This is a genomic window from Paenalicyclobacillus ferrooxydans, from assembly GCF_001399675.1.
Classification (GTDB): domain Bacteria; phylum Bacillota; class Bacilli; order Alicyclobacillales; family Alicyclobacillaceae; genus Alicyclobacillus_B; species Alicyclobacillus_B ferrooxydans.
Genome location: NZ_LJCO01000064.1, coordinates 41,886 through 60,583, shown reverse-complemented (window position 1 = coordinate 60,583; position 18,698 = coordinate 41,886). Strand labels below are relative to the sequence as shown.

The 18,698-nt window shown below is 52.8% G+C and carries 16 protein-coding genes; 5 read left to right on the top strand and 11 right to left on the bottom strand.

The window, feature by feature from the left end; translation table 11 throughout:
• Nucleotides 1–45 precede the first annotated feature (45 nt).
• Both AN477_RS14980 and AN477_RS14975 read right to left on the bottom strand, forming a co-directional pair.
• On the bottom strand, nucleotides 46–813 hold the full coding sequence (locus AN477_RS14980) for a WecB/TagA/CpsF family glycosyltransferase (protein WP_245631840.1): 768 nt from the start codon (nucleotides 811–813) through the stop codon (nucleotides 46–48).
• 237 nt (nucleotides 814–1,050) lie between these two features.
• Nucleotides 1,051–2,574, bottom strand: coding sequence for a gluzincin family metallopeptidase (locus AN477_RS14975; RefSeq protein WP_054969970.1), 1,524 nt, complete (start codon nucleotides 2,572–2,574; stop codon nucleotides 1,051–1,053).
• Between the two features lie 283 nt (nucleotides 2,575–2,857).
• Between AN477_RS14975 and AN477_RS14970 the strand changes: the two genes are divergently transcribed.
• A complete protein-coding gene (locus AN477_RS14970; RefSeq protein ID WP_054969969.1) occupies nucleotides 2,858–3,058 on the top strand; it encodes a cold-shock protein in 201 nt (66 codons plus the stop codon).
• A 166-nt stretch (nucleotides 3,059–3,224) separates the two neighbouring features.
• On the opposite strand, the gene AN477_RS14965 is transcribed toward AN477_RS14970, so the two are convergent.
• From AN477_RS14965 to AN477_RS14950, 3 genes are all read right to left on the bottom strand, one after another.
• Nucleotides 3,225–4,991, bottom strand: coding sequence for a phospho-sugar mutase (locus tag AN477_RS14965; RefSeq protein WP_054969968.1), 1,767 nt, complete (start codon nucleotides 4,989–4,991; stop codon nucleotides 3,225–3,227).
• A 113-nt stretch (nucleotides 4,992–5,104) separates the two neighbouring features.
• The gene (locus AN477_RS14960; RefSeq protein WP_054969967.1) at nucleotides 5,105–7,930 is read right to left on the bottom strand and encodes a hypothetical protein; all 2,826 of its coding nucleotides are present in this window, start codon (nucleotides 7,928–7,930) and stop codon (nucleotides 5,105–5,107) included.
• A gap of 315 nt (nucleotides 7,931–8,245) precedes the next feature.
• Nucleotides 8,246–9,070: a dienelactone hydrolase family protein gene (locus AN477_RS14950; RefSeq protein ID WP_054969965.1), complete on the bottom strand. Its 825-nt coding sequence runs from the start codon at nucleotides 9,068–9,070 to the stop codon at nucleotides 8,246–8,248.
• 85 nt (nucleotides 9,071–9,155) lie between these two features.
• Between AN477_RS14950 and AN477_RS14945 the strand changes: the two genes are divergently transcribed.
• The gene (locus AN477_RS14945; RefSeq protein ID WP_054969964.1) at nucleotides 9,156–9,653 is read left to right on the top strand and encodes a MogA/MoaB family molybdenum cofactor biosynthesis protein; all 498 of its coding nucleotides are present in this window, start codon (nucleotides 9,156–9,158) and stop codon (nucleotides 9,651–9,653) included.
• Nucleotides 9,654–9,718: 65 nt separating this feature from the next.
• Here AN477_RS14945 and proC read toward each other — a convergent pair whose 3' ends face one another.
• The 3 genes from proC to AN477_RS14930 form a co-directional block, all read right to left on the bottom strand.
• Complete coding sequence (gene proC, locus AN477_RS14940) at nucleotides 9,719–10,543, bottom strand: pyrroline-5-carboxylate reductase (RefSeq protein WP_245631838.1); 825 nt, start codon at nucleotides 10,541–10,543, stop codon at nucleotides 9,719–9,721.
• 23 nt (nucleotides 10,544–10,566) lie between these two features.
• Nucleotides 10,567–11,355 carry an alpha/beta hydrolase gene (locus tag AN477_RS14935; RefSeq protein WP_054969963.1) on the bottom strand — a complete coding sequence of 263 codons (789 nt, stop codon included), beginning with the start codon at nucleotides 11,353–11,355 and terminating at the stop codon, nucleotides 10,567–10,569.
• 93 nt (nucleotides 11,356–11,448) lie between these two features.
• Nucleotides 11,449–12,678 (bottom strand): Kelch repeat-containing protein, encoded by a 1,230-nt coding sequence (locus AN477_RS14930; protein WP_054969962.1) that lies wholly within the window; start codon nucleotides 12,676–12,678, stop codon nucleotides 11,449–11,451.
• A gap of 103 nt (nucleotides 12,679–12,781) precedes the next feature.
• Here AN477_RS14930 and AN477_RS14925 point away from each other — a divergent pair, with 103 nt between their 5' ends.
• Nucleotides 12,782–14,029, top strand: coding sequence for an NHL repeat-containing protein (locus tag AN477_RS14925; protein ID WP_211266018.1), 1,248 nt, complete (start codon nucleotides 12,782–12,784; stop codon nucleotides 14,027–14,029).
• Nucleotides 14,030–14,103: 74 nt separating this feature from the next.
• On the opposite strand, the gene AN477_RS14920 is transcribed toward AN477_RS14925, so the two are convergent.
• The 3 genes from AN477_RS14920 to AN477_RS14910 form a co-directional block, all read right to left on the bottom strand.
• Nucleotides 14,104–14,571 carry a YfmQ family protein gene (locus tag AN477_RS14920; RefSeq protein ID WP_054969961.1) on the bottom strand — a complete coding sequence of 156 codons (468 nt, stop codon included), beginning with the start codon at nucleotides 14,569–14,571 and terminating at the stop codon, nucleotides 14,104–14,106.
• Nucleotides 14,572–14,842: 271 nt separating this feature from the next.
• On the bottom strand, nucleotides 14,843–15,088 hold the full coding sequence (locus AN477_RS14915) for a YkuS family protein (protein WP_054969960.1): 246 nt from the start codon (nucleotides 15,086–15,088) through the stop codon (nucleotides 14,843–14,845).
• Nucleotides 15,089–15,199: 111 nt separating this feature from the next.
• Entirely contained in the window at nucleotides 15,200–15,784 is a 585-nt protein-coding gene (locus AN477_RS14910; protein ID WP_054969959.1) for a biotin transporter BioY, read from the bottom strand.
• Nucleotides 15,785–15,980: 196 nt separating this feature from the next.
• On the opposite strand from AN477_RS14910, the gene AN477_RS14905 reads away from it, so the two are divergent.
• Together AN477_RS14905 and AN477_RS14900 are read left to right on the top strand one after the other, a co-directional pair.
• Nucleotides 15,981–16,871 (top strand): ATP-binding cassette domain-containing protein, encoded by an 891-nt coding sequence (locus AN477_RS14905; protein ID WP_054969958.1) that lies wholly within the window; start codon nucleotides 15,981–15,983, stop codon nucleotides 16,869–16,871.
• Nucleotides 16,868–18,631: an ATP-binding cassette domain-containing protein gene (locus AN477_RS14900; RefSeq protein WP_054969957.1), complete on the top strand. Its 1,764-nt coding sequence runs from the start codon at nucleotides 16,868–16,870 to the stop codon at nucleotides 18,629–18,631. Before AN477_RS14905 ends, AN477_RS14900 begins: the two co-directional genes overlap by 4 nt.
• Nucleotides 18,632–18,698: the final 67 nt, after the last annotated feature.

Sequence of the window (18,698 nt, the reverse complement as noted above, 5' to 3'; positions counted from 1 at the left end):
AATTTGGCCGTCTAGTCAGGCCTAGGCGACACGTGAAGATCTTGGTTAGTTGTCCGAAGTATTTCCCCTTCGAATCACCTGCCAAGCGAACTTTGGCAGCGCCAGCTGGCGCTTGAATCGGCTCGGTTGACGAACTAAGCGGTACAACCACTCGACATTTAGTTTCTGCACCAGGTCCGGGGCACGTTTTACCGTTCCGCCCCACACATCAATGCTTCCACCAACGCCGATAGCGACACATCCTGGCAGTTTTCCGAGGGCGTTGTAGATGAAACGTTCTTGTCTTGGTTGGCCCAGTCCAACGAGCCAAACTTGAGGACTGAACGCCTCGACTTCCGCCAAGATGGCTGCAGTATCCTCGGACTGAAAATATCCGTTACGGCCGGCAAAGGTGTGCATCGGATACTCCGCATGCAATGCTTCAAGCGCCCGTGACAAGGATTCATCCGTTGCCCCGAGCATAAACACGCGAAGCGGCTGTTTACGATCCGACGCTGTCCGCAGGAGCTGATGCACCAGTTCCACACCTGTCACGCGTTCCGCCACTTGGACGCCTTGACGCCGTGCAGCCCAGACCACGCCGATTCCGTCTGGTGTAACGAGATCGGCCACATGTGCAATGCGCCGCAGTTCATCATCCCGCTTCGTCATCATGACGAATTCGGGCCCGGCGGTGATTACCATGCGGCGAGAACGCTCTTCTATCCACATTAAAATCTGCTCGACCGCTTCCACATTTGTCAAAACATCAAAACGCATGCCAAGAATCTGCACACGAAGTGCTCGTCCTGGATCATTCAGATAGGTTGCCACGTCAGGTCCCCCGTTTGTTCAGGCAGCGGTTTAACCCGATACTTGGACAGATTCTGTCACCGATTGTAATGACACAGCGCAAAATCCTCAAGTAGGCTGCACTCGCCATACACGTTCGCAGGCCAAAACGAGTTTATGGGATGAGCGAACGTGCTGGACCCATTCGTTCTGTTCGCATGCAGGACTTTCAAGTAACCAAGCGTTTACCGCCAGAGACTGCACAAGTTAAATCCGGTTTCAGCTACTCGTGAAACCAGAGATTGCAGGTGGTGACATCAAACCGACAAGCCACTGATTCGGGTTTTGCTCCTGAATATTCATGAGCGTCACCCCGAACAGCGAAGGGCCATGGAAATACAGGGATTTGCCGTTTTGCAGCGTAATCCACGAATTGACATAACCGTACAAGCCGTAGTGGTAGTCAATCGCGAACCCAGAGTTTCTCACCTGTTGCCCGTTGTACGTGAGCGGATTCACCGGATCGAGATTGATATAGAGTGTAGCTGGATCCGCCGGATTGGAATCCTGAATAGGCGCAGTCAACTGCGTTGCCGGAGAAAGCGATCCATCGTTCGCAATGTTAATTGTTGTGATACCAGCATTCGCTTGAAAACCGGTCCATGTAGTCGTTCCGTGCTGCAAAAAGCGGATGTCTCCTTGATAACTTGATGGAATCGAAAACTCGATGCTGACCGCGTCATTCGGGCTGCTGGCGGCAACACGCAGTTGATTTGTAAACGCCGTGTTGAAAGCCTGCTCACTGACTCCGAATGACCGGACGAAGGCCGTTGATTGGCTCTCGCCTAAATTCAGGCGATAAAAATAATCGGAAAAGGCATTGTACCCTTTGGTGGCAATCAAATCACGCACCGCAAGCCAATCTTGCAGTTCCAGGTCATAGGAAGCCGTACCAGCCAAGACTTTGGCTTCGTTTGCCACCAAGGGTTGAAGCGTGCCATTCTTCTCGGCATCCAAAATACTCTCAGCCATTTGCCGAGCGTAGCCGGCGTATTCCACATTACTTTCCGCCAACGCTTGTGCGTGCATGCCGTTTGTCACGGCAAGCCCTTCATTCATCCAGCTCGGGAAGTTCCCGACATTGGCGTTCAGAAAGGCATGCGTCAGTTCATGACACAGCGAATTCGCGAGATCCGGAGTTGTCGTATTCTGGTAGAGCGGAATAATAATTGTATCGCCTTGGGTAAACCCACCAGTATCGAGGGTGAATTGCTTCGCATCGTGAGTTGAGACCCCAAGACGAGAGAGCGCCTGCTGATAGTCGGCTGGCGTCTTGGCAACCAAGATATACACCGCTTGGTACACATTCATTTGCAATGACTGTGAAACGAGATTCACGATATTATACTTCTTGAGGGTATTTTGTACGTTCTGGAGGTCAGCAGTTGTTACGTCTTGTCCAACACCTTTGACCTGTATGAGCATTGCGTTGTTGGATGTGTGATATTGCGGCTTATAAGCCACATCTGATGCTGAAGTCCCGGTTTTGGTCTGCCCTGTGACGGTAGACGTTCGTTTGTCAGGCGCCGTTTTGGACACACCTGGTTTTTGTACCGCAGCTGGACCTGACGACGGGGTCTTTTGACTCGGTTGCACCAAGTTGCTCGGCACAGACTGCTTGACCCACTGGTGAACCCACCCTGGGTTGCGCTGATAGACCATGGTTCCGAGCGAAACCGCAGACAGGGTAATTGCCAACGCTGCTACCGTCAGATGAAAGATACGATCCGTTTGTTTCCCCATGTGGGTCTCCACTCCCTCCATGCCTTCCTGAGAAACGCAATCCCCTAGGTGTCAGTGTAACCCGTTTTGGGCAAACTTGAAACGTGTCTTTGCAAGAGACACATATTGAACAGTCGATTATGGTCTCACCTTGACATTGCATTTTTCGCGTGTTAGAGTTAATGTCGAAGTAAAATTCACGCAAGTACGATGATGCATGGAAGCGCAGTACATGTGTACAGCAGTGAGCAGTACGAAGGTACAACGGCCTGAGTCATGGTACTTAAAGTAGGAGGCATTTCTTGTGCAACAAGGTACAGTAAAGTGGTTCAATGCAGAAAAGGGCTACGGTTTCATCCAGGTCGAAGGCGGCAACGATGTATTCGTACACTACACCGCTATCCTTGGCGACGGTTTCCGTACGCTCGAAGAAGGACAGCGTGTTGAGTTTGAGATCGTTGAAGGCCAACGTGGTCCTCAGGCTGCCAACGTAACCAAGCTGTAAGAAACGACAACCACCAAAGTGAAGCGCCCCGTCGAGGGGCGTTTTTATTTGTTGATTGTCGAAACCCCCCGAACCGTGCCGAAATAGCGCAAAGCAAGACCCACTCCCCATTGTGTGAGTGAAGTGGGCCCGTCAAACCTCGACAGAATCAGCTTCCGAACAGCCCCTATCGAACAGCCTGCAAGATGTCCTCAACCGCCGCGCAAAGTCTTGTTACTGCGTCGAAGCAGTTCTCCTGTGAGAGCCCTTTAGCTCCCACATAAAACTTGATCTTCGGCTCGGTACCAGAAGGCCTTGCAGCTAGCCAAGATCCGTCCGTAAAAATATACTTCAGCACATCTGCTTGCGGCAGTGTCAGGCGCTCAGTCGGCGTTTCGCGTCCATCAGCATCTGGCGTCCATGTCCTTGTACCAGACTCGTAGTCCTCAACCGTCGCGAGCGTCATACCTGCTACATTCAATCCGTCCTTGCGAAGTCCAGTCATCAAATCTCGAATCTTCTGCACACCTTCAAGCCCAGGCAAAGTGGCGCTGATGAGCCGCTCCTCAAAATATCCGACACGACGATACAAATCCTGAAGCGCATCTAACAGCGTCCAACCTTTTTGCTTGTAAAACGCCGTCATCTCAGCAATCAACAGGCAAGTTTGAACGGCGTCTTTGTCGCGCACAAATCCTTCAGCTAAGTAGCCATAACTCTCTTCGTAGCCAAACAAGAACGTTCCTGTGCCGGCTTGTTCATAGTGCGCGATGCGGTCTCCGATGTACTTGAAGCCCGTCAGCGTATCTTCTACCTGTACCCCAAGTTTCCTTGCTGATGCTGCACCAAGTTCAGATGTCACAATCGTCTTCAGCACAATCCCGTCCGAAGGCAGTTTTCCCGTCGCACGCCTTCGCTGTAACACGAAGTCTACCAACAACCCGCCAACCTGGTTACCGGACAACAAATGGTACTCCCCGTCTTGATCCCGCGCCGCGATGCCAACGCGATCGGCATCCGGATCTGTCCCCATCGCGATGTCCGCCCCTTTACTCTTGGCAAGCTCGACGGACATCGCCAATGCTGCAGCTTCCTCCGGATTGGGACTCTTCACGGTCGAAAATTCTCCATCCGGCTCGGCCTGCTCCGGTACGACGAACACATCCTTATAGCCTGCTTGTGCGAGTACCGATCTGACGGGCAGATTCCCGGTTCCATGTAATGGCGTGTAGACGATTTTTACACGATCGCGATCCGTTGCCCCGAGTTCCCCAAGGTGGATGGTCTCGACAACACGCGTGGTATAGGCTGTATCAATGGCGTCTCCAACCCACTGAAATCGACCGCACGCCTCTGCTTCCTCAAGCGCCATCACGGGAATGTCAAACAGACTGCCCGTCTGCTCAATCAGTGCCGTAATGCGCGCAGCATCATCCGGAAGCACCTGACAACCGTTCTCATCGTAGACCTTGTACCCGTTATACTCAGGCGGATTATGACTTGCCGTTATCATGATGCCGCCTTGAGCTTGCAATTGTCGGACGGCAAACGAGAGCTCAGGCGTTGGGCAAAGGTGCTCAAACACATACGTCGTAATACCAAGCTTTGCAAGCACGAGTCCTACCTCAACAGCGAACTCCCGCGACATCCTTCGGCAATCGTATCCTACCACGCACTTCGGCAACGCAGCATTTTTGCGCTGAGCTTGTTCGAGGATATATCTGCCGAACCCTACGGTTGCTTTACGAACCGTATAGATGTTCATCCGGTTCGTGCCCGCTCCGAGGACGCCCCGGAGCCCCCCTGTGCCAAACTCCAGGTCTCGGTAGAACCTGTCAAGAATTGCAGCATCATCGCCTGAAATGGATTGCAGTTCCGCAGCTAGATCACTCGGTAAATCTGATTGACTGACCCAATATGAATACAATGTGCGTGCATCATCGGACACATTCATTGCCCCCTCACGAGATGTTTTTATTAAAATCCATTGTGTCAGTTTTTAGTCTCATTGATCACTGGATGGAGATCACTGGATGGAGATCAGTGGATATAGGCTCGCTGGCCTCTTCACTTCTGAGCAACCGAAATCATCTCAATGCCGTTCGGAATCGCGGTTGCAGGGTACACGTGTTCCACACTGCCGCCTTTGGCGTATAGGATAACTTCGTCAAGAAACGGCAAACCGAACTCGTCAACGAGATCGAACTCCTGTCGGTTTTGACTTGTACCGCTGCCTCCACTGCCGACAAACCAGTCTCCTTGCACTGCTACGGGAATCCCGGACACGGACGTCACAGTCAGACTATTTGGTGCTGTCACCGTACCATCTGCATTGCACGCAAAAGTATAGGACTGGTTTGGCTCGAGCCCGCTCACCAAAAAACGTTGCCCGGAAGGGCTGATGAAATAAATCTGATGCGGTCCGTTCGGAAGCGTCCGCAAGCTGACGTTGAATCCCCTCGATGTCCCAGCCGCATCCTTTTTCAATACCGCTGTTACATGCTGTGAGAAGGTAGAAAACGACTCTCCAAAGGTATCGGAAAAGGCATTTGCATCGTGATCGATAGCTCGGACGTACTTCATAAACTTCGGCCAACCGAACTGTCCGACCAACTGTTGAACCGCGAAATAGTCCTGTGCCTCTACGTTATAGTTGCCCGCGAGCGAACTCGCTTGACCGAGCGGAAGTAAGGTGTTGCTCTGCTGATGCGCGACAATGTCGACCCACTCGTTCCACTGTATGCCTTGCTTCAGCATGGAGGACGGGCTCTGGTCTGTTTCGGCATTCACGCCCTGTGTCCACGCTCCGCCTTCATTCGCCCAGCTCGGGATCTTCTGACTGACTTGCGCGGTTAGTGCATGCGTAAATTCATGTGCAAGGATGTTTAGTCCATCTACCGTCGATAATGTCGGCATCAAGATATTAATGGTATTTGTCCCTTCTTCGGAGGCAACTGATTGCTCCGCGATGGCTTGTGCATCTGACTTGCCGTAACCCTCGTTCAGATAATGTTGTTGGTAGGCGTTGATAGACCCATAGAGATGAATATTCATCTTCTGAACAGGTGTAATGCCTTCACTGGCGACTGTCTCTTGATAGACATGTTCAAACAGGTTGTCGACCGACTGCAGCGCCTCAGGGGTCACATTACTGTCAGTGGTCTGAACTGTCGCATGCAGCGATGAAACCTCTTCCCCCGTCGGCAATGTTGGCGCGTGAATGACCAGGTTGCTGCTGGCTGGACCAGCGAGGAAGTTCTGCAGGATAAACAACGCATCTTCATTTGTCACCAGTGCAAAAGCTTCGTAGGCCCCCACTGGCACGGTCATGGTAAACGAGCCATCCGGCTGGACAGTTGCATAATAATGTGCGTGTGTAATGACATTTCGAACAGATACCTGCACAACCGGATAGGTTGCCCTCGTGGCAAACGCAACTTGACCATGCAGAGTTACCATACTCTGCTCTGCTGCGACACTGACATGGCTTGCGTTGCCAGGCGTCAGTGGAACATCCTCACCGATCCAACCTTCATCAGGAGTTCTTACACCAATGACTGAACTGCCAAACCGTGAGACCTGGGCAGAAAAGCTTCCATCACTGCCTGCGGTGACGACCTGGACGTTACCCTCTGCGTCTTGAATTGCAACGAGTCCAGCGGCGGGGTGGTTTGCTGACGTCGTTAGTGTCCCCTGGACTCTGAGGTTTGCATTGCTTGTACGAATATTTATGCTCTGAGAAGCAGCGTCTTCCAAGACAGAGATTCCCATCCCCGACAGAGCAGACAACGGCATCAGGACTCGTCCATTGTAGAGGATAAGGGTTGACGGCTTTGTTGTTTGCCCCACCTTGATGGTTCCATTCGAAACTACTTTTGGCAGGTTCGATACAGTCAGAGCTTTTCCATTCCAGCTTGAATGAATCCCATGCTCTGAGAGCAACTGTTGTAAATACCAGATCCCAAAGAAGGTGGTGTTGTTATCCACCACGATAGGAACCGTTCGCCACGTTGCGCCGCCCACCGACACATCACCCGAGGCAGAATCTGCGAGGCTTCGACTCGTACTTCCTGTCGGTGATAACTTCGTAATCACCTGACCAGGGCTCGTCCCTCCCCCGCTCGGGATAATACGAATGTTGTGCCAGACAAGCGAAGGCTCTGTCAAGTCACTTGCATTATCGAGGCGGCCAGGATGCTGTGCAAAAAGTGTGACTTCCGTTCCCACTGTCGCCAGCGAGGACCCACTCAAACTTGACGCCTGACTTGGTGTTTGATTCGAAGATTGACTGGCAGGTTGATTTGGCATGCCTGACTGAGTCGTTGACGGGCTCGATGTCTGATTTGACATCGTTGATTGAGTGGTCAACTGAGTGGATGCTTGGGACGGGTTATAGGACACGGACAGTGTCCTTGACGTTGCGTCGTAACGAGACGAACCACCAAGTGCTTGGAGCACCGTGCTCGCTGTCACATATGTATGTCCTTGATATTCAACAGACGCTGCCTGGGGCAATGCGAACCCATTCACAGAGATGGTTGCATTTGTACCGATGGTCGGCAGATCTGTAAAAGTCAGTGAATGTCCGTCCCAGTTGGATGGAACCCCTTGGTCTTTCAACATCTGTTGCAGATACCAGATACCAAAAAAGGTTGTCTTCTGTGAAACAAAATACGGAACATAGCGCCACAAGGTTTGGTTGATATTCAGGGGACCATAGCGATAGTCTTCGATCCCTGTTACCGATGCGGAATTGGTTGTTGCAGCATAGGCTCTTGTTGGCGCGAATGTCGGATCAAGCGCCGCACCTCCGCTGAGAACTGCGGTTGTCAGCGCAGAGGTTAAGGCAACTCGAACCCAAATTCGACTTTGACTCCGTGGACATTTCCGCATCTGATTCATCTCCAATCGGCCTGCTTGAACCGAGCTGTCGGTAGGAGGCGACTTGCATTCCGCTTCGGGGAAGTTACTAGAAACAGTAGAGAAGCCGCAGAAGAACTCTATGAACACACTTCCAAAATTGTACACCAAAATAGACGCGCACGATCATGAAAATGTGACATATACCGAGGAGAAAACTGTGAAATCTGATCAATATGAGGTGTTTTTCCCAACAGAATGGGTTCACAGGGCTGACAGCCCAGCCAAGAAGCCCGGCTTAAAGCCGGGCCGACAAGCTGGGGCCACAGAACGTTCCACGTGGGGTCCTTAGTTCGCGTTCGAGAGTCGCTGGTTGAAAAACGCAAGGGTTCTGGTAAATGCATCACGGCTCGCGTCGACATTGTAAGAACGCCTCGTGTCATTAAAAAAGGCATGATGTGCGCCATCATAGACGATGTACTCAAAATCCTTGTCAGCAGCCTTCATCGCCTCTGCAAAAGCAGGGACGGTCTGCGTCAACTGCACGTCCAACTCCCCGAAAAATCCGCGTACAGGGCACGCAATCCGTTCCAAAACTTCTTGTTTTGGCGCCCGCCCATAGAATATGACTGCCCCTGCGAGGTTCGCGTCGTGCCCTGCCAGGTGAGCAGAGAGTGCGCCTCCCATACAAAAACCTACAGAGGCCGCCTTTTGGCCCTTCGATGCTTCAAAGTCTTCGCGCAAGAACCTCGCTGTCTCAACGATCTGTTCCGTGTAATTGTCCATATCGAGACCACCAAACAGCTTCGAGAAGGTTTCACCAACGAGTTGTCCCTGGTTACCTGGCAAAGCTGCCAGTGCCTTGTCGCGCTCTGCGGCATCGTGCCACGCAGTGGGCGTAAGGCCCTCAAGGAAGCGTTTCACAGCCTCAATGCGATCCGCTTGAAACCCTGCTGTACGCTCCCCGTTTCTCGCATACAAATCCGGTGCGAACGCAACGTAACCTGCTTGGCCAAAGCGACGCGTCACATCCTGGATGTGTTCATCGACACCCCAGATTTCTTGGAACACAATCACAGCCGGCAGCGTTCCATCAACATGATCCGGCCTCGCAGCATAACCGATGTACTGGTCGTCTTTTCCGTATCTGATCCATCCTGTGTTCAAAGGCATTTTGATTGTTCTCCTTTCATTCGCGGCCTTGCTCAGGGTCTGCTACACTCAGTGTAGTGAATCTATGATAGAGAGGTTGAGCGGGATGCACTCTACTTTTGCCGTATTGACCGTTAGTGATTCAGTGAGCCGAAATCTAAAACCTGATACAAGCGGAGATAAGATTGTTGAAATTCTTGAAGGGGCGGGATTCCAAGTCTCGTACCGCGACACCGTTCCCGACGAACAAACGGAGATCGCGGATCACCTGCGGGCCTGGGCCGACAACCCTGAGATCGCCGGGATTATCACGACAGGCGGCACCGGGATCGCCCCCCGCGACGTGACACCTGAAGCGGTCCTCGAAGTCGTTGAGAAGACACTTCCCGGGATGGCAGAGGCGATGCGCCAAGAATCCTTAAAGAAGACACCGTTTGCGATGTTGTCTAGACAGGTGGTGGGAACCCGCAACGGGACGCTCATCGTAACCTTGCCAGGGAGCCCCAAAGCTGTTCAAGAGTGCCTCGAGGTAGTGCTTCCCATGTTCAGCCACATCCTAAACCTGTTGGCTGGAAATACAAAGCACGCCACTGACAATCGATAAGCTCAGTGAAAATCCAACAGAAGCTGCGAGGGACAGTAATCACATCGTTTGAACCGTTGACGATATCACGGCGCGCGGTATGCATTCCCCATTTCTGCGGACCGATCCGCCGCAGCGCCGAGTGCCTTGTCAACGATGTCCCTCATCCGTGCTTCGTCCATTACCGTGACCCCCGCGTGGGTTGTCCCGCCCGGCGAGGTCACGCGCCGCCTCAGTTCGTGCGGGCTGAGGTCCCATTCCCGCAGTGTACGGGCGGTGCCAACAACGGTTTGCAACAACAACTCGCGAGCAATTTCAGGCTCAAATCCAAGGCGAACGGCTGCATCTTCCATGGCCTCGAGAAAGTAGCAAACGAACCCGGGACCGCTGCCAGAAAAGGCCGTTGCGGAGTTCATCAACGATTCAGGAATCTCCACAACCTCTCCGAGCTGCCCGAGCAGGTAGCGAACGAGCTCTTTGTCCGTCCAAGATGTACCTTCCCCAAACGATACGGCTGTGGCCCCCTCAAGCACCGCAACTGGGATGTTTGGCATCGTACGGATGACAGGACTCACTCCGCCGATGACATGGCTCATCCAATCGATGGATACCCCGGCTGCAAACGAGAGAACAGGTTGCCCATGCAAATGGGGTGCAATGGTTTGCAGAACCTCACCAACACTGTTTGGTTTAACCGCCAGCACAACAAGTCTTGCATCAGCCACTTGATCCAACGTACCTGCTTGAACACCGTAGCTGGTACAGAGGTTCTCCAGGCGATCCGTTTGGCTGCGGTTCATGACGATAATCCGCTTGGCAGGGATCGCTTTCCGGCTGGTCAGTCCCTTCACAAAAGCTTCTGCCATAGCCCCTGCCCCGACAATGAATATCTCTTCTTCGAGCGGCAACACCGGACATCCCCCCTACCCTATGTCTACGCGCCAAAGAAACTTGTAATTGCCCCAATTACATCTTGTTCCCACGGATAGCTGTTGAAGGTGTGATCCGCTCCTTCAATGATGTGCAGCTGTGCCATATCTCCGTAGCAATTTTCCTGGTATTCGTGTGAAACTTGGTACGGAACCGCCTCGTCTTTTGTACCGTGGATGAGCAACACCGGCCCGTTATACGCTTTTGCCCGGTCATACGGTGTGAAGCCGCGCAACCCGTCGATAAATGCCTTGCCAAGGAGGTTGCCAGCGTGATCACCCGCAATATCCTTGCCCTCAACACGAACACGCGTAGCCGCCATACCCGCTGCGAGCTGCCTGTCATACTCATCAGCCAGTCGATACATCGTCCCAGCAGGGGCCATCAACACGAGTCGCTCCACGTCATCTGGCCGGTCTCCAGCTACGAGACTCGCTACGAGCCCACCCATACTCAGTCCGAGCAGTGAAACACGGTTTGCATCCACGCCAGGGTAATCCTTGACCCACTCGAGAATGGCCTTCGCGTCACTCACTTCTCCAGCCAGCGTCATGTCCTCAAAGTCCCCGTCGCTCTCCCCAGACCCGGCAAAGTCAAAGCGGAAACTGGCGATGCCAATCGCTTCAAGCGCTCGAGATATTTTGAGAAATATCCGATGAGGCTCCAACTTTGTCCCGGTGAAACCGTGAAACAGAATGACTGCCGGGACTGGTGTGCCTTCTGTACCATTCGGCACATGCGCCATGCCTCGAAGTGTCAGGCCATTGTGGTTTAACGTGACCGCCTGTTGCATCTGGAAAACCTCCTTGGTTGTTGGTGTTCCCTCTCAAATCCTTGTCGTTGGGTTCACCTCAAGAATCACCGTTCTCGGTGTACGCCCGATGTATCACTCGTGCCAAGCAATTTCATAGACAGCTCGTGCAGCACTGATGTCGCTCGCCGTTGTAATGCCGCCGGCGATGTAACCCGTCTTGTTAGATTGAGTATACCCCATGTCCGCAATGGGAGTGGGGAAATTACCCATTATTTTAGACAAACCTGTCCGTGTGTCGATTTCCAAGATTCGCTTGCTAGGCTGCCCTCCAACTGTCTCACCGCCGACCACAATCAGATACGGACCTGCCACGAACAGTGCGGCTTTTTGAATGCCTTGGGGCAATGTCGTGATGGACTTGAGCGGGCCGCCGCTGGCATGCCATGCATAGACATGGTTGCTTAGACCATTCTGACTCAGCCCGCCGGCGATGTAGATCGTATTTTGTGACGAAGCGACTGCAGGATAACGGACCGGTGTAGTGAGGTTGAATAACGTCTTCCACGTCCGGCCTGACGAAGCCGTGCCTCCAACCGACTGATGGCTGCCACTGCCTCCCGAACTGCGGTTGCCGATACTCATAAAGGCCACACCTGTTCGGAACACAGAACCGTCATACCCGCCAACAACTGCGAGCCCTTGGTGCCAACCCACGGTCAGCGGCGCACTGGCCGCATCGGACAGGGGGCGACTCAGGGTAGTCACATTTTTCGCGACCCCGCCCGTAACGCTGACAACGGTGTTATAAGAAACAGCTTGTCCACCGCCAAAGACATACAGCGTATTCCCAACAAACCCAACTGCTGCATCGTGTGTACGCTGTGGGAGGTTGGCAACAGTTGTTACTGTCGGCAACAGCCGGTAGACGTTTGTAATGGAGACTTGACCCGTATAACCCCCGACGGAGATAGGGGTGCCATCTGGTGCCAGAGCCATCGCGTTGCCAAGAATCCCTTGTGGCAACTCTGCAATTTGTTTCACACTGACAGACAACCACTGTCCTGACTGCGGCCATCCGCTCCACGTTCCACTACCGTTCACAGGTCCCCCTTGTGACGGGTTTGCTGCCCCTGTACTGGTATTTGAATTCCGATTGGGTCCTCCAGCATGGTTCGACTGCTCAGATACCGATCCGTTCGTCGTGTTTGCCCGTCCGTTGCTGCCCCCATTGCTGGTCTGGCTTGGTACGACCGCACGGTTCCCAACATGATTCGACGTGGGACCACACCCGGTTATCAACATCCCGGTCAGCGACAGGCTGGCAATCAGCGGGACAGTAACACGTAAGCCTCTATCCCCCATAATCTCCTCCTGTAGTTCCTACAAACTGTGCAATTGTCATATCTGACTCGTATCTGACATGATACACTGTTTCACGAAAGCTTGTACAAGAGGTGACTATACTTTGAATAAGGCTGTCCAACTCGGAGCGCTGGCACTGCTCATGTCGACGACTCTTGTGGCTTGCGGACCGAGTGGAAAGAATGGAACCACGCCGCCAAGTAATGATTCAACATCGCAAAATCAGACCGCTGCATCTCCCTCTTCCGCAACAACATCCAGCAGCACAACAAACCAAACCACATCCTCATCCGGGAATGTGAACAGCAGCTCGGGAAACGGAACTTCCGGCAGCAAGTCCGGTGGAAGTTCTGGACGTAACGGTTCTGGGAGTATCGGTTCTGGGAGCGGATCGGCAAACTCCACGTCATCCAATCGCAACACGGTTTTTAACGGGCCTCTCCCCGGCGATCTTTTGATTGCAGACAGAGGAAACAGCCGCCTGCTTATTGTGACGCCTGAGAAGAAGATCATCTGGTCGATGACCATTGGTACGGGCAAAGGCAGCAAGGGAGCCTCTTCGCTTGGTGCAGACGATGCATTTTTCACGCCGGATTATAAACACATCATCATCAACGAGGAAGACAACATGGTGGTCGCAGTCATTGATATCGCGACCAAGAAGATCATCTGGCATTACGGCCACGCTGGTATTGCCAGCAACAGACCTGGCTATCTGAACACACCAGATGATGCGTATATGTTGCCAAACGGTCTCGTCACCGTCGCAGATATTAAAAATATGCGTATCCTCTTTATCAATCAAAAAGGTCAGATTGTGAAACAGTACGGAAACGGGTTGTGGGCGCATAATCCGCCTGTTTCTTACGCCTCTCCGAACGGAGACACACCGCTGCCGGACGGCGGCATGCTCATTACCGAGATCGACGGCAGCTATGCAGACCGGTTGAATAAAAGCGGCAAGCTCCTTTACACTGTCCATTTCAGGGACATCTCGTATCCTTCAGATACACAGTTGTTGAAGAACGGTAACCTCCTCACTGTGGACTACAACACCCCAGGGAGGATAGAGGAGGTTACGCCGCAAGGGAAAGTGGTCTGGGAATACTACAAGGCCAGCGGCCCAGGGATGTTATCGAGTCCTTCATTGTCCTTCCAACTTCCGAACGGCGACTTTATTCTCAATGACGACAAGAATGACCGCGTTGTGATTATCGATCCGAAGACAAACAAGATTGTCTGGCAATATGGCCACACGGGTGTTCCAGGTACGGCCCCCGGATATCTCAATACCCCAGATGGCATGGACTTTCTGCCACCAAATGTCAAAATTCCTGGCGTTAACTCGTAAATCGCGTTGAAAAGGGCGTGCTCACCGGCACGCCCTTCACTGTGAGTCGGCAACGAAGCCTATTCGCAGCCTATTTATTCATTGATACGTTCAACGGAGGTATTCGTGGATGGATTGCCTATGGCTGCGGGTGCATCCAACCATTCGCGCAAGGTCGGTGATTGCAGCGTAAACAGGCGGCTCTTCTTTCCCTTTGTCTTCACCACATCCACATAAGGTCCGTTTGGGTATATGGCGTATGACTCCCGCCTTGAGTTGTAGTCCCAAGTCAGTGCGAACTGTGGATAATCAGAGGGCAGGTGGGGCTTTCGATAGAGGAAGTTTGCCGTATTATACGCATCAATTAGTGTCCGCTGCATGCATTCCTGAACGACCATACCTCCGTGTCGCATATCCGTTACCTTCTCAGGGACGAGCTCGCGATGAATGGAAAGGCGCTTGCTAATACGGGCCAAATAGAATGTTGGCAGACAAATTAAGAGAACAGAGATAAGTCCGATAATATGCCAGAAATAGTTCCAAAACGGCACGGCCAGTGACATCTGCGACATCCCTCCCGATCGGCACTATTGTAAGCCAGGACGCCACATGTGAAAAGATCCCAGTCAGACAGTTTTGGCAGACTTGTCGTGCTTTGCGGTATCGTCAGCGATGTCCTGCACCTCCCCCCTCGGTCTATACAATAAACGATCCAAGCAGAGGCAACATTACATCTCGCTGGAAAAACGTCAGAAAACAAAAAAAACAAGGTCCTGATTGGACCTTGTTGATTAAATGCTTTGGTTACGGCGGCAAGCCGTTGAGTTTCTCTTTTTAGTGCACGTACTCCTGAACACGTTGAAAAACCTGTTCCGGTGAAAGTCCCTCGCAGGAGATGACAGGTGCGTTGATGACCACATCTTCCATCCCCATTACATTCTTGTCCGCACCTGTGATGCAAACTACGCTGGCATCCTGAGCGGATGCGCTTGCATTCTCCATATCCACGACCTGAAAGCCTTGGCTTTCCAAGTAGGCTTTAACGGGATCAAGGCCTCTTTCAACTGCAATTTTCGTCATCTTCGGATCCTCCCTTGCTTCCAGTCCCTGTAAAACACAGTCTGGTGAGCGTTTGCTTCGCAAAATGGAGTATGCCGCCAGAATGAACAAATTATGCAGGTTCCCTGCAACCTAAGTTCGAGGCGCAACCTCGACAACATCGTGATCGCCGCGGCCAACTAAGCGGGAAACCGGGTATATCTTACGGACTGCGAGCCACACACCGGTTGCAATCAGGGCCTTGATTGTGTCTCCGGGCAGGAACAGATAAAAGCCTTCTGCCAGCCCCTTGGCCAATGAGAGGTGCGCGACGTGCATGAGCCAGGGCGTTCCAACAGCATCAACCAGCAGAACGCCAAACACCTCTATCCAGATGAACCCTTGCACAAATGCTGCAATTCCCTTGCTCCTCAACCGCGGCACAATCAAACCAATGATCAGTGCTGCGATTGGCCAAGCGACAACATAGCCGCCGCTCGGTCCGATAATTAATCCAATACCGCCGCTTCCCCCAAGCAAGGGCACGCCAAGAGCGACTAATACGACGATCAGCAACATGCTGAAGAATCCATAAAGAGGACCAAGCAACGCTCCAGCAAGCAAAACGATGAGGTTCTCAAGTACAATGGGTACGGGACCTGCGTCAATTCGGATAAAGCTAAAAACGACAAGAAGTGCTGCAAACAATGCACTAAATACAACGCCGCGAACAGTCATGAAAGACCTCCCTATTCGTTAACTTGATAGTATGATAAGGTTTACATTGACGTTGTTATCTTACACGCACCTTCGTTTGGAATGCAACAGCAAAAACCTTGGCGGTCCGTTCCAAACCGGGTGGCCGTTCTACTTATCCTTTATCCTGCAAGCGAACTAAATACTACACAGCAAGATAAGCTTCAAGGAGGCAACTATGTCGGTTCTAATCAGCCTGCAGGGTGTATCGGTTGTCCGACGTCGACTAGACACCCTGATTTACGCACTTCGCGATATCAGCCTTGAGCTGCCCTACGGATTGTGGCTCGGTATCATCGGACCAAATGGTGGCGGCAAGTCAACGTTCGCCAGAGTTGTGGCAGGTCTAAGCAAGGTCTCGAGTGGGCAGGTTGTCCGGCGTGAACGACTTCACCACGGTCAAGGGGCCCATGTAAAACGGTCGAAGCACACAAGCTCCACGGATACGGAGCCTTTGCCACAGTCAGAAGGTACAACTCCAGCACCTCAGATTCGGGTCGTCATGCAGAACCCGGATGCACAGATTGTTGGTCAGACTGTTTACGAGGACCTCATCTTTGGTATGGAAAACGTCTGTATCCCGCCAGAGGAGATGCCAGACCGAGCCAAACATGCCCTTGCTGAAGTGGGACTCTCCGTCCCGTTCGATACTCCCATTGAACGGCTGTCTGGAGGCCAGAAGCAGTTGCTTTGCACGGCTGCTGCATTGGTAACGGACCCTGACTGCATCGTCTTTGATGAACCAACAGCCATGCTCGATCCGTTCGCCCGACAACGCCTCCTCACGACGGCTGCGCGGCTGCACAAGTCTGGCTTGACTGTGGTATGGATCAGCCAGTTCACGGAGGAGTTGGTCTATGCTGACGAGGTGATGGCCCTTCAGGAGGGCCAAATCGCCTTTCGTGGAACTCCGAGAGAGTTTTTTTATGAATCTTGTCTGTCCCTCGGCTATCTCCCTCCGTACCCTGTGCAAGTTGCATTGGCACTAGAGAAGCGCGGTCTGTCCCTATCCAATCGGCCCACGACACCAGATGAGCTTGGGGCAGCTCTTGGAGCGATGCAGCGATGACCATTGAACTGCAGAGCGCCGCTGCCCTTGAGGTTTCTGATGTCACTCTGTCCCTGAGACCCGGTGAACTGACGCTGCTCGTCGGTAGAACAGGCGCTGGCAAAACAACATTGCTGCGCGCAATCTGCGGCTTGGAGAGGTTGCGTAAGGGGGCTGTTCGGATTGACGAGGTGTCACTCTGGACAAACCAAAAGGTCTCCAGTCAAGCCTTGCGAGATGTCTCACTTGTCGTTCAATCACCTGAACAACAGCTGTTTGCAAACTCTGTCGCAGGAGAGTTCCGCTATTCGCTTCGCCCTTATCGATTGTCACCGGAAGATATACGAAAGCGTATGGCGGACGCACTTGACGCTGTAGGCCTGCCTCAAAACCTTTCTGAAGTCCCGCCAAAGTCGCTGAGCGGTGGGCAGCAACGCCGTGTTGCCCTCGCAACGGCGCTTTCAACTCAACCGGCCTGGTTGCTTCTTGACGAGCCGACAGCCGGCCTCGATGCTGAAGCCGCCAAGCGCTTTTCACAAGACATCTGTCGGGTTGTAGACGAAGGAGCAGGCGTAATTCTAGCTACTCACGATCTCGATATCTGGCTCCCCCTCGCCACCCGCGTCATCATTTTAGAGAGCGGGCGCGTGCTGGCAGACATCAGCGGTCCGGAGTTGGCGGACTCCCCGAGTCCTCTCGTAACGGCTGGGGTCGGCCTGCCGTCGTCCGCCTTGTGCGCATCGTATCTATTCGAGTGCGGCTGGCCCGTTTCAAAGTCTGCCATATCGGCAGAAGCGCTGGCAGAGCAGCTTCTTGATGCTATCGAGTCAGACCAGCAACCTGAGGGCAAGCAAGGGGACGCCAATGTGCGAATTCCAGTTGCAGAAACCCGGGCGAAGCATCAACCCCTGCAGACACTCGAGCCCCAGCCTACGCTGGAACCCCGGTCGACGCGGCAACCCCGGTCGACGCTGGAACCTGGAACGCCAGCAAGTGCGTCTAAGCTGTCAGAGTCATTGGTCGAAAACAGATCATCGAGAAGGCTTCGTGCCTTTGATGCTCGTGCCAAATGGATATCATACGTGATGCTCTCAATTACTTTGGTCGCCATTCCACCCTTTGGACTCTGGGCGGCGACATTGCTTGTGGCGGCAGTCTTTATCAGTTCGGGAGTGTCTTGGTTAAAGCTGTGGCACTTGTTGCGTCCGTTTCTGCTGTTCGTGATTGGAAGTGTTGCATTCTCTGGTCTGACCTGGCCGATTGGTTACTCTGTTCCGGCAGGTTTTCACACATTGCTTTCTCTCTACCGAATCGTGTTGGTACTCATACTTGGGGTACTGTTTACCAATCTGACAAGTACACTGGAAATGAAACAAGGCCTTGAGTCTGCCCTGGGGTGGACGAAACGCCTTCACGTCCCTGTCGAAGCCATAGCATTCGGAGTCTCGCTTGTACTCCGATTTATTCCGGTATTGTCCGAGGAAGCCAAAAGGTTTGCGGAGATTGCCCAGATCCGCGGAAAACAAACAGGGCGTCCCGGAAGGATTCGCCTCCGAGATGCCCCACAATTACTGATGCCGCTCTTGTTTTCGGTCTTTCAATTGGGAGAGGATTTATCCTTTGCGATGGAAGCCCGTGGGCTGCAGCGGTTTGGATTGCCTCGGACTCGAAGTTCGAGCATGCAATGGCAACGCCGTGACACTGTATTTACACTGACTTCAGTCATCATTACCGGGATACTCGTGCTCGTCTCTATTGGATTGCAACGGTGGTTTGCGTAAAGTCACCAGGTCGAGCGTTTTGCTGCCCTGTAATTTCTATTAACCATTGAAGTCTGAACCTGTTACC

Excerpts from the sequence above, each read along its gene's own strand:
- AN477_RS14900 (WP_054969957.1), top strand. The coding sequence starts at position 16,868 with ATGACCATTGAACTGCAGAGCGCCGCTGCCCTTGAGGTTTCTGATGTC.
- AN477_RS14910 (WP_054969959.1), bottom strand. The coding sequence starts at position 15,784 with ATGACTGTTCGCGGCGTTGTATTTAGTGCATTGTTTGCAGCACTTCTT.
- AN477_RS14975 (WP_054969970.1), bottom strand. The coding sequence starts at position 2,574 with ATGGGGAAACAAACGGATCGTATCTTTCATCTGACGGTAGCAGCGTTG.
- AN477_RS14960 (WP_054969967.1), bottom strand. The coding sequence starts at position 7,930 with ATGCGGAAATGTCCACGGAGTCAAAGTCGAATTTGGGTTCGAGTTGCC.
- AN477_RS14930 (WP_054969962.1), bottom strand. The coding sequence starts at position 12,678 with ATGGGGGATAGAGGCTTACGTGTTACTGTCCCGCTGATTGCCAGCCTG.
- AN477_RS14905 (WP_054969958.1), top strand. The coding sequence starts at position 15,981 with ATGTCGGTTCTAATCAGCCTGCAGGGTGTATCGGTTGTCCGACGTCGA.
- AN477_RS14965 (WP_054969968.1), bottom strand. The coding sequence starts at position 4,991 with ATGAATGTGTCCGATGATGCACGCACATTGTATTCATATTGGGTCAGT.
- AN477_RS14935 (WP_054969963.1), bottom strand. The coding sequence starts at position 11,355 with ATGCAACAGGCGGTCACGTTAAACCACAATGGCCTGACACTTCGAGGC.
- AN477_RS14950 (WP_054969965.1), bottom strand. The coding sequence starts at position 9,070 with ATGCCTTTGAACACAGGATGGATCAGATACGGAAAAGACGACCAGTAC.
- AN477_RS14920 (WP_054969961.1), bottom strand. The coding sequence starts at position 14,571 with ATGTCACTGGCCGTGCCGTTTTGGAACTATTTCTGGCATATTATCGGA.
- AN477_RS14915 (WP_054969960.1), bottom strand. The coding sequence starts at position 15,088 with ATGACGAAAATTGCAGTTGAAAGAGGCCTTGATCCCGTTAAAGCCTAC.
- AN477_RS14945 (WP_054969964.1), top strand. The coding sequence starts at position 9,156 with ATGCACTCTACTTTTGCCGTATTGACCGTTAGTGATTCAGTGAGCCGA.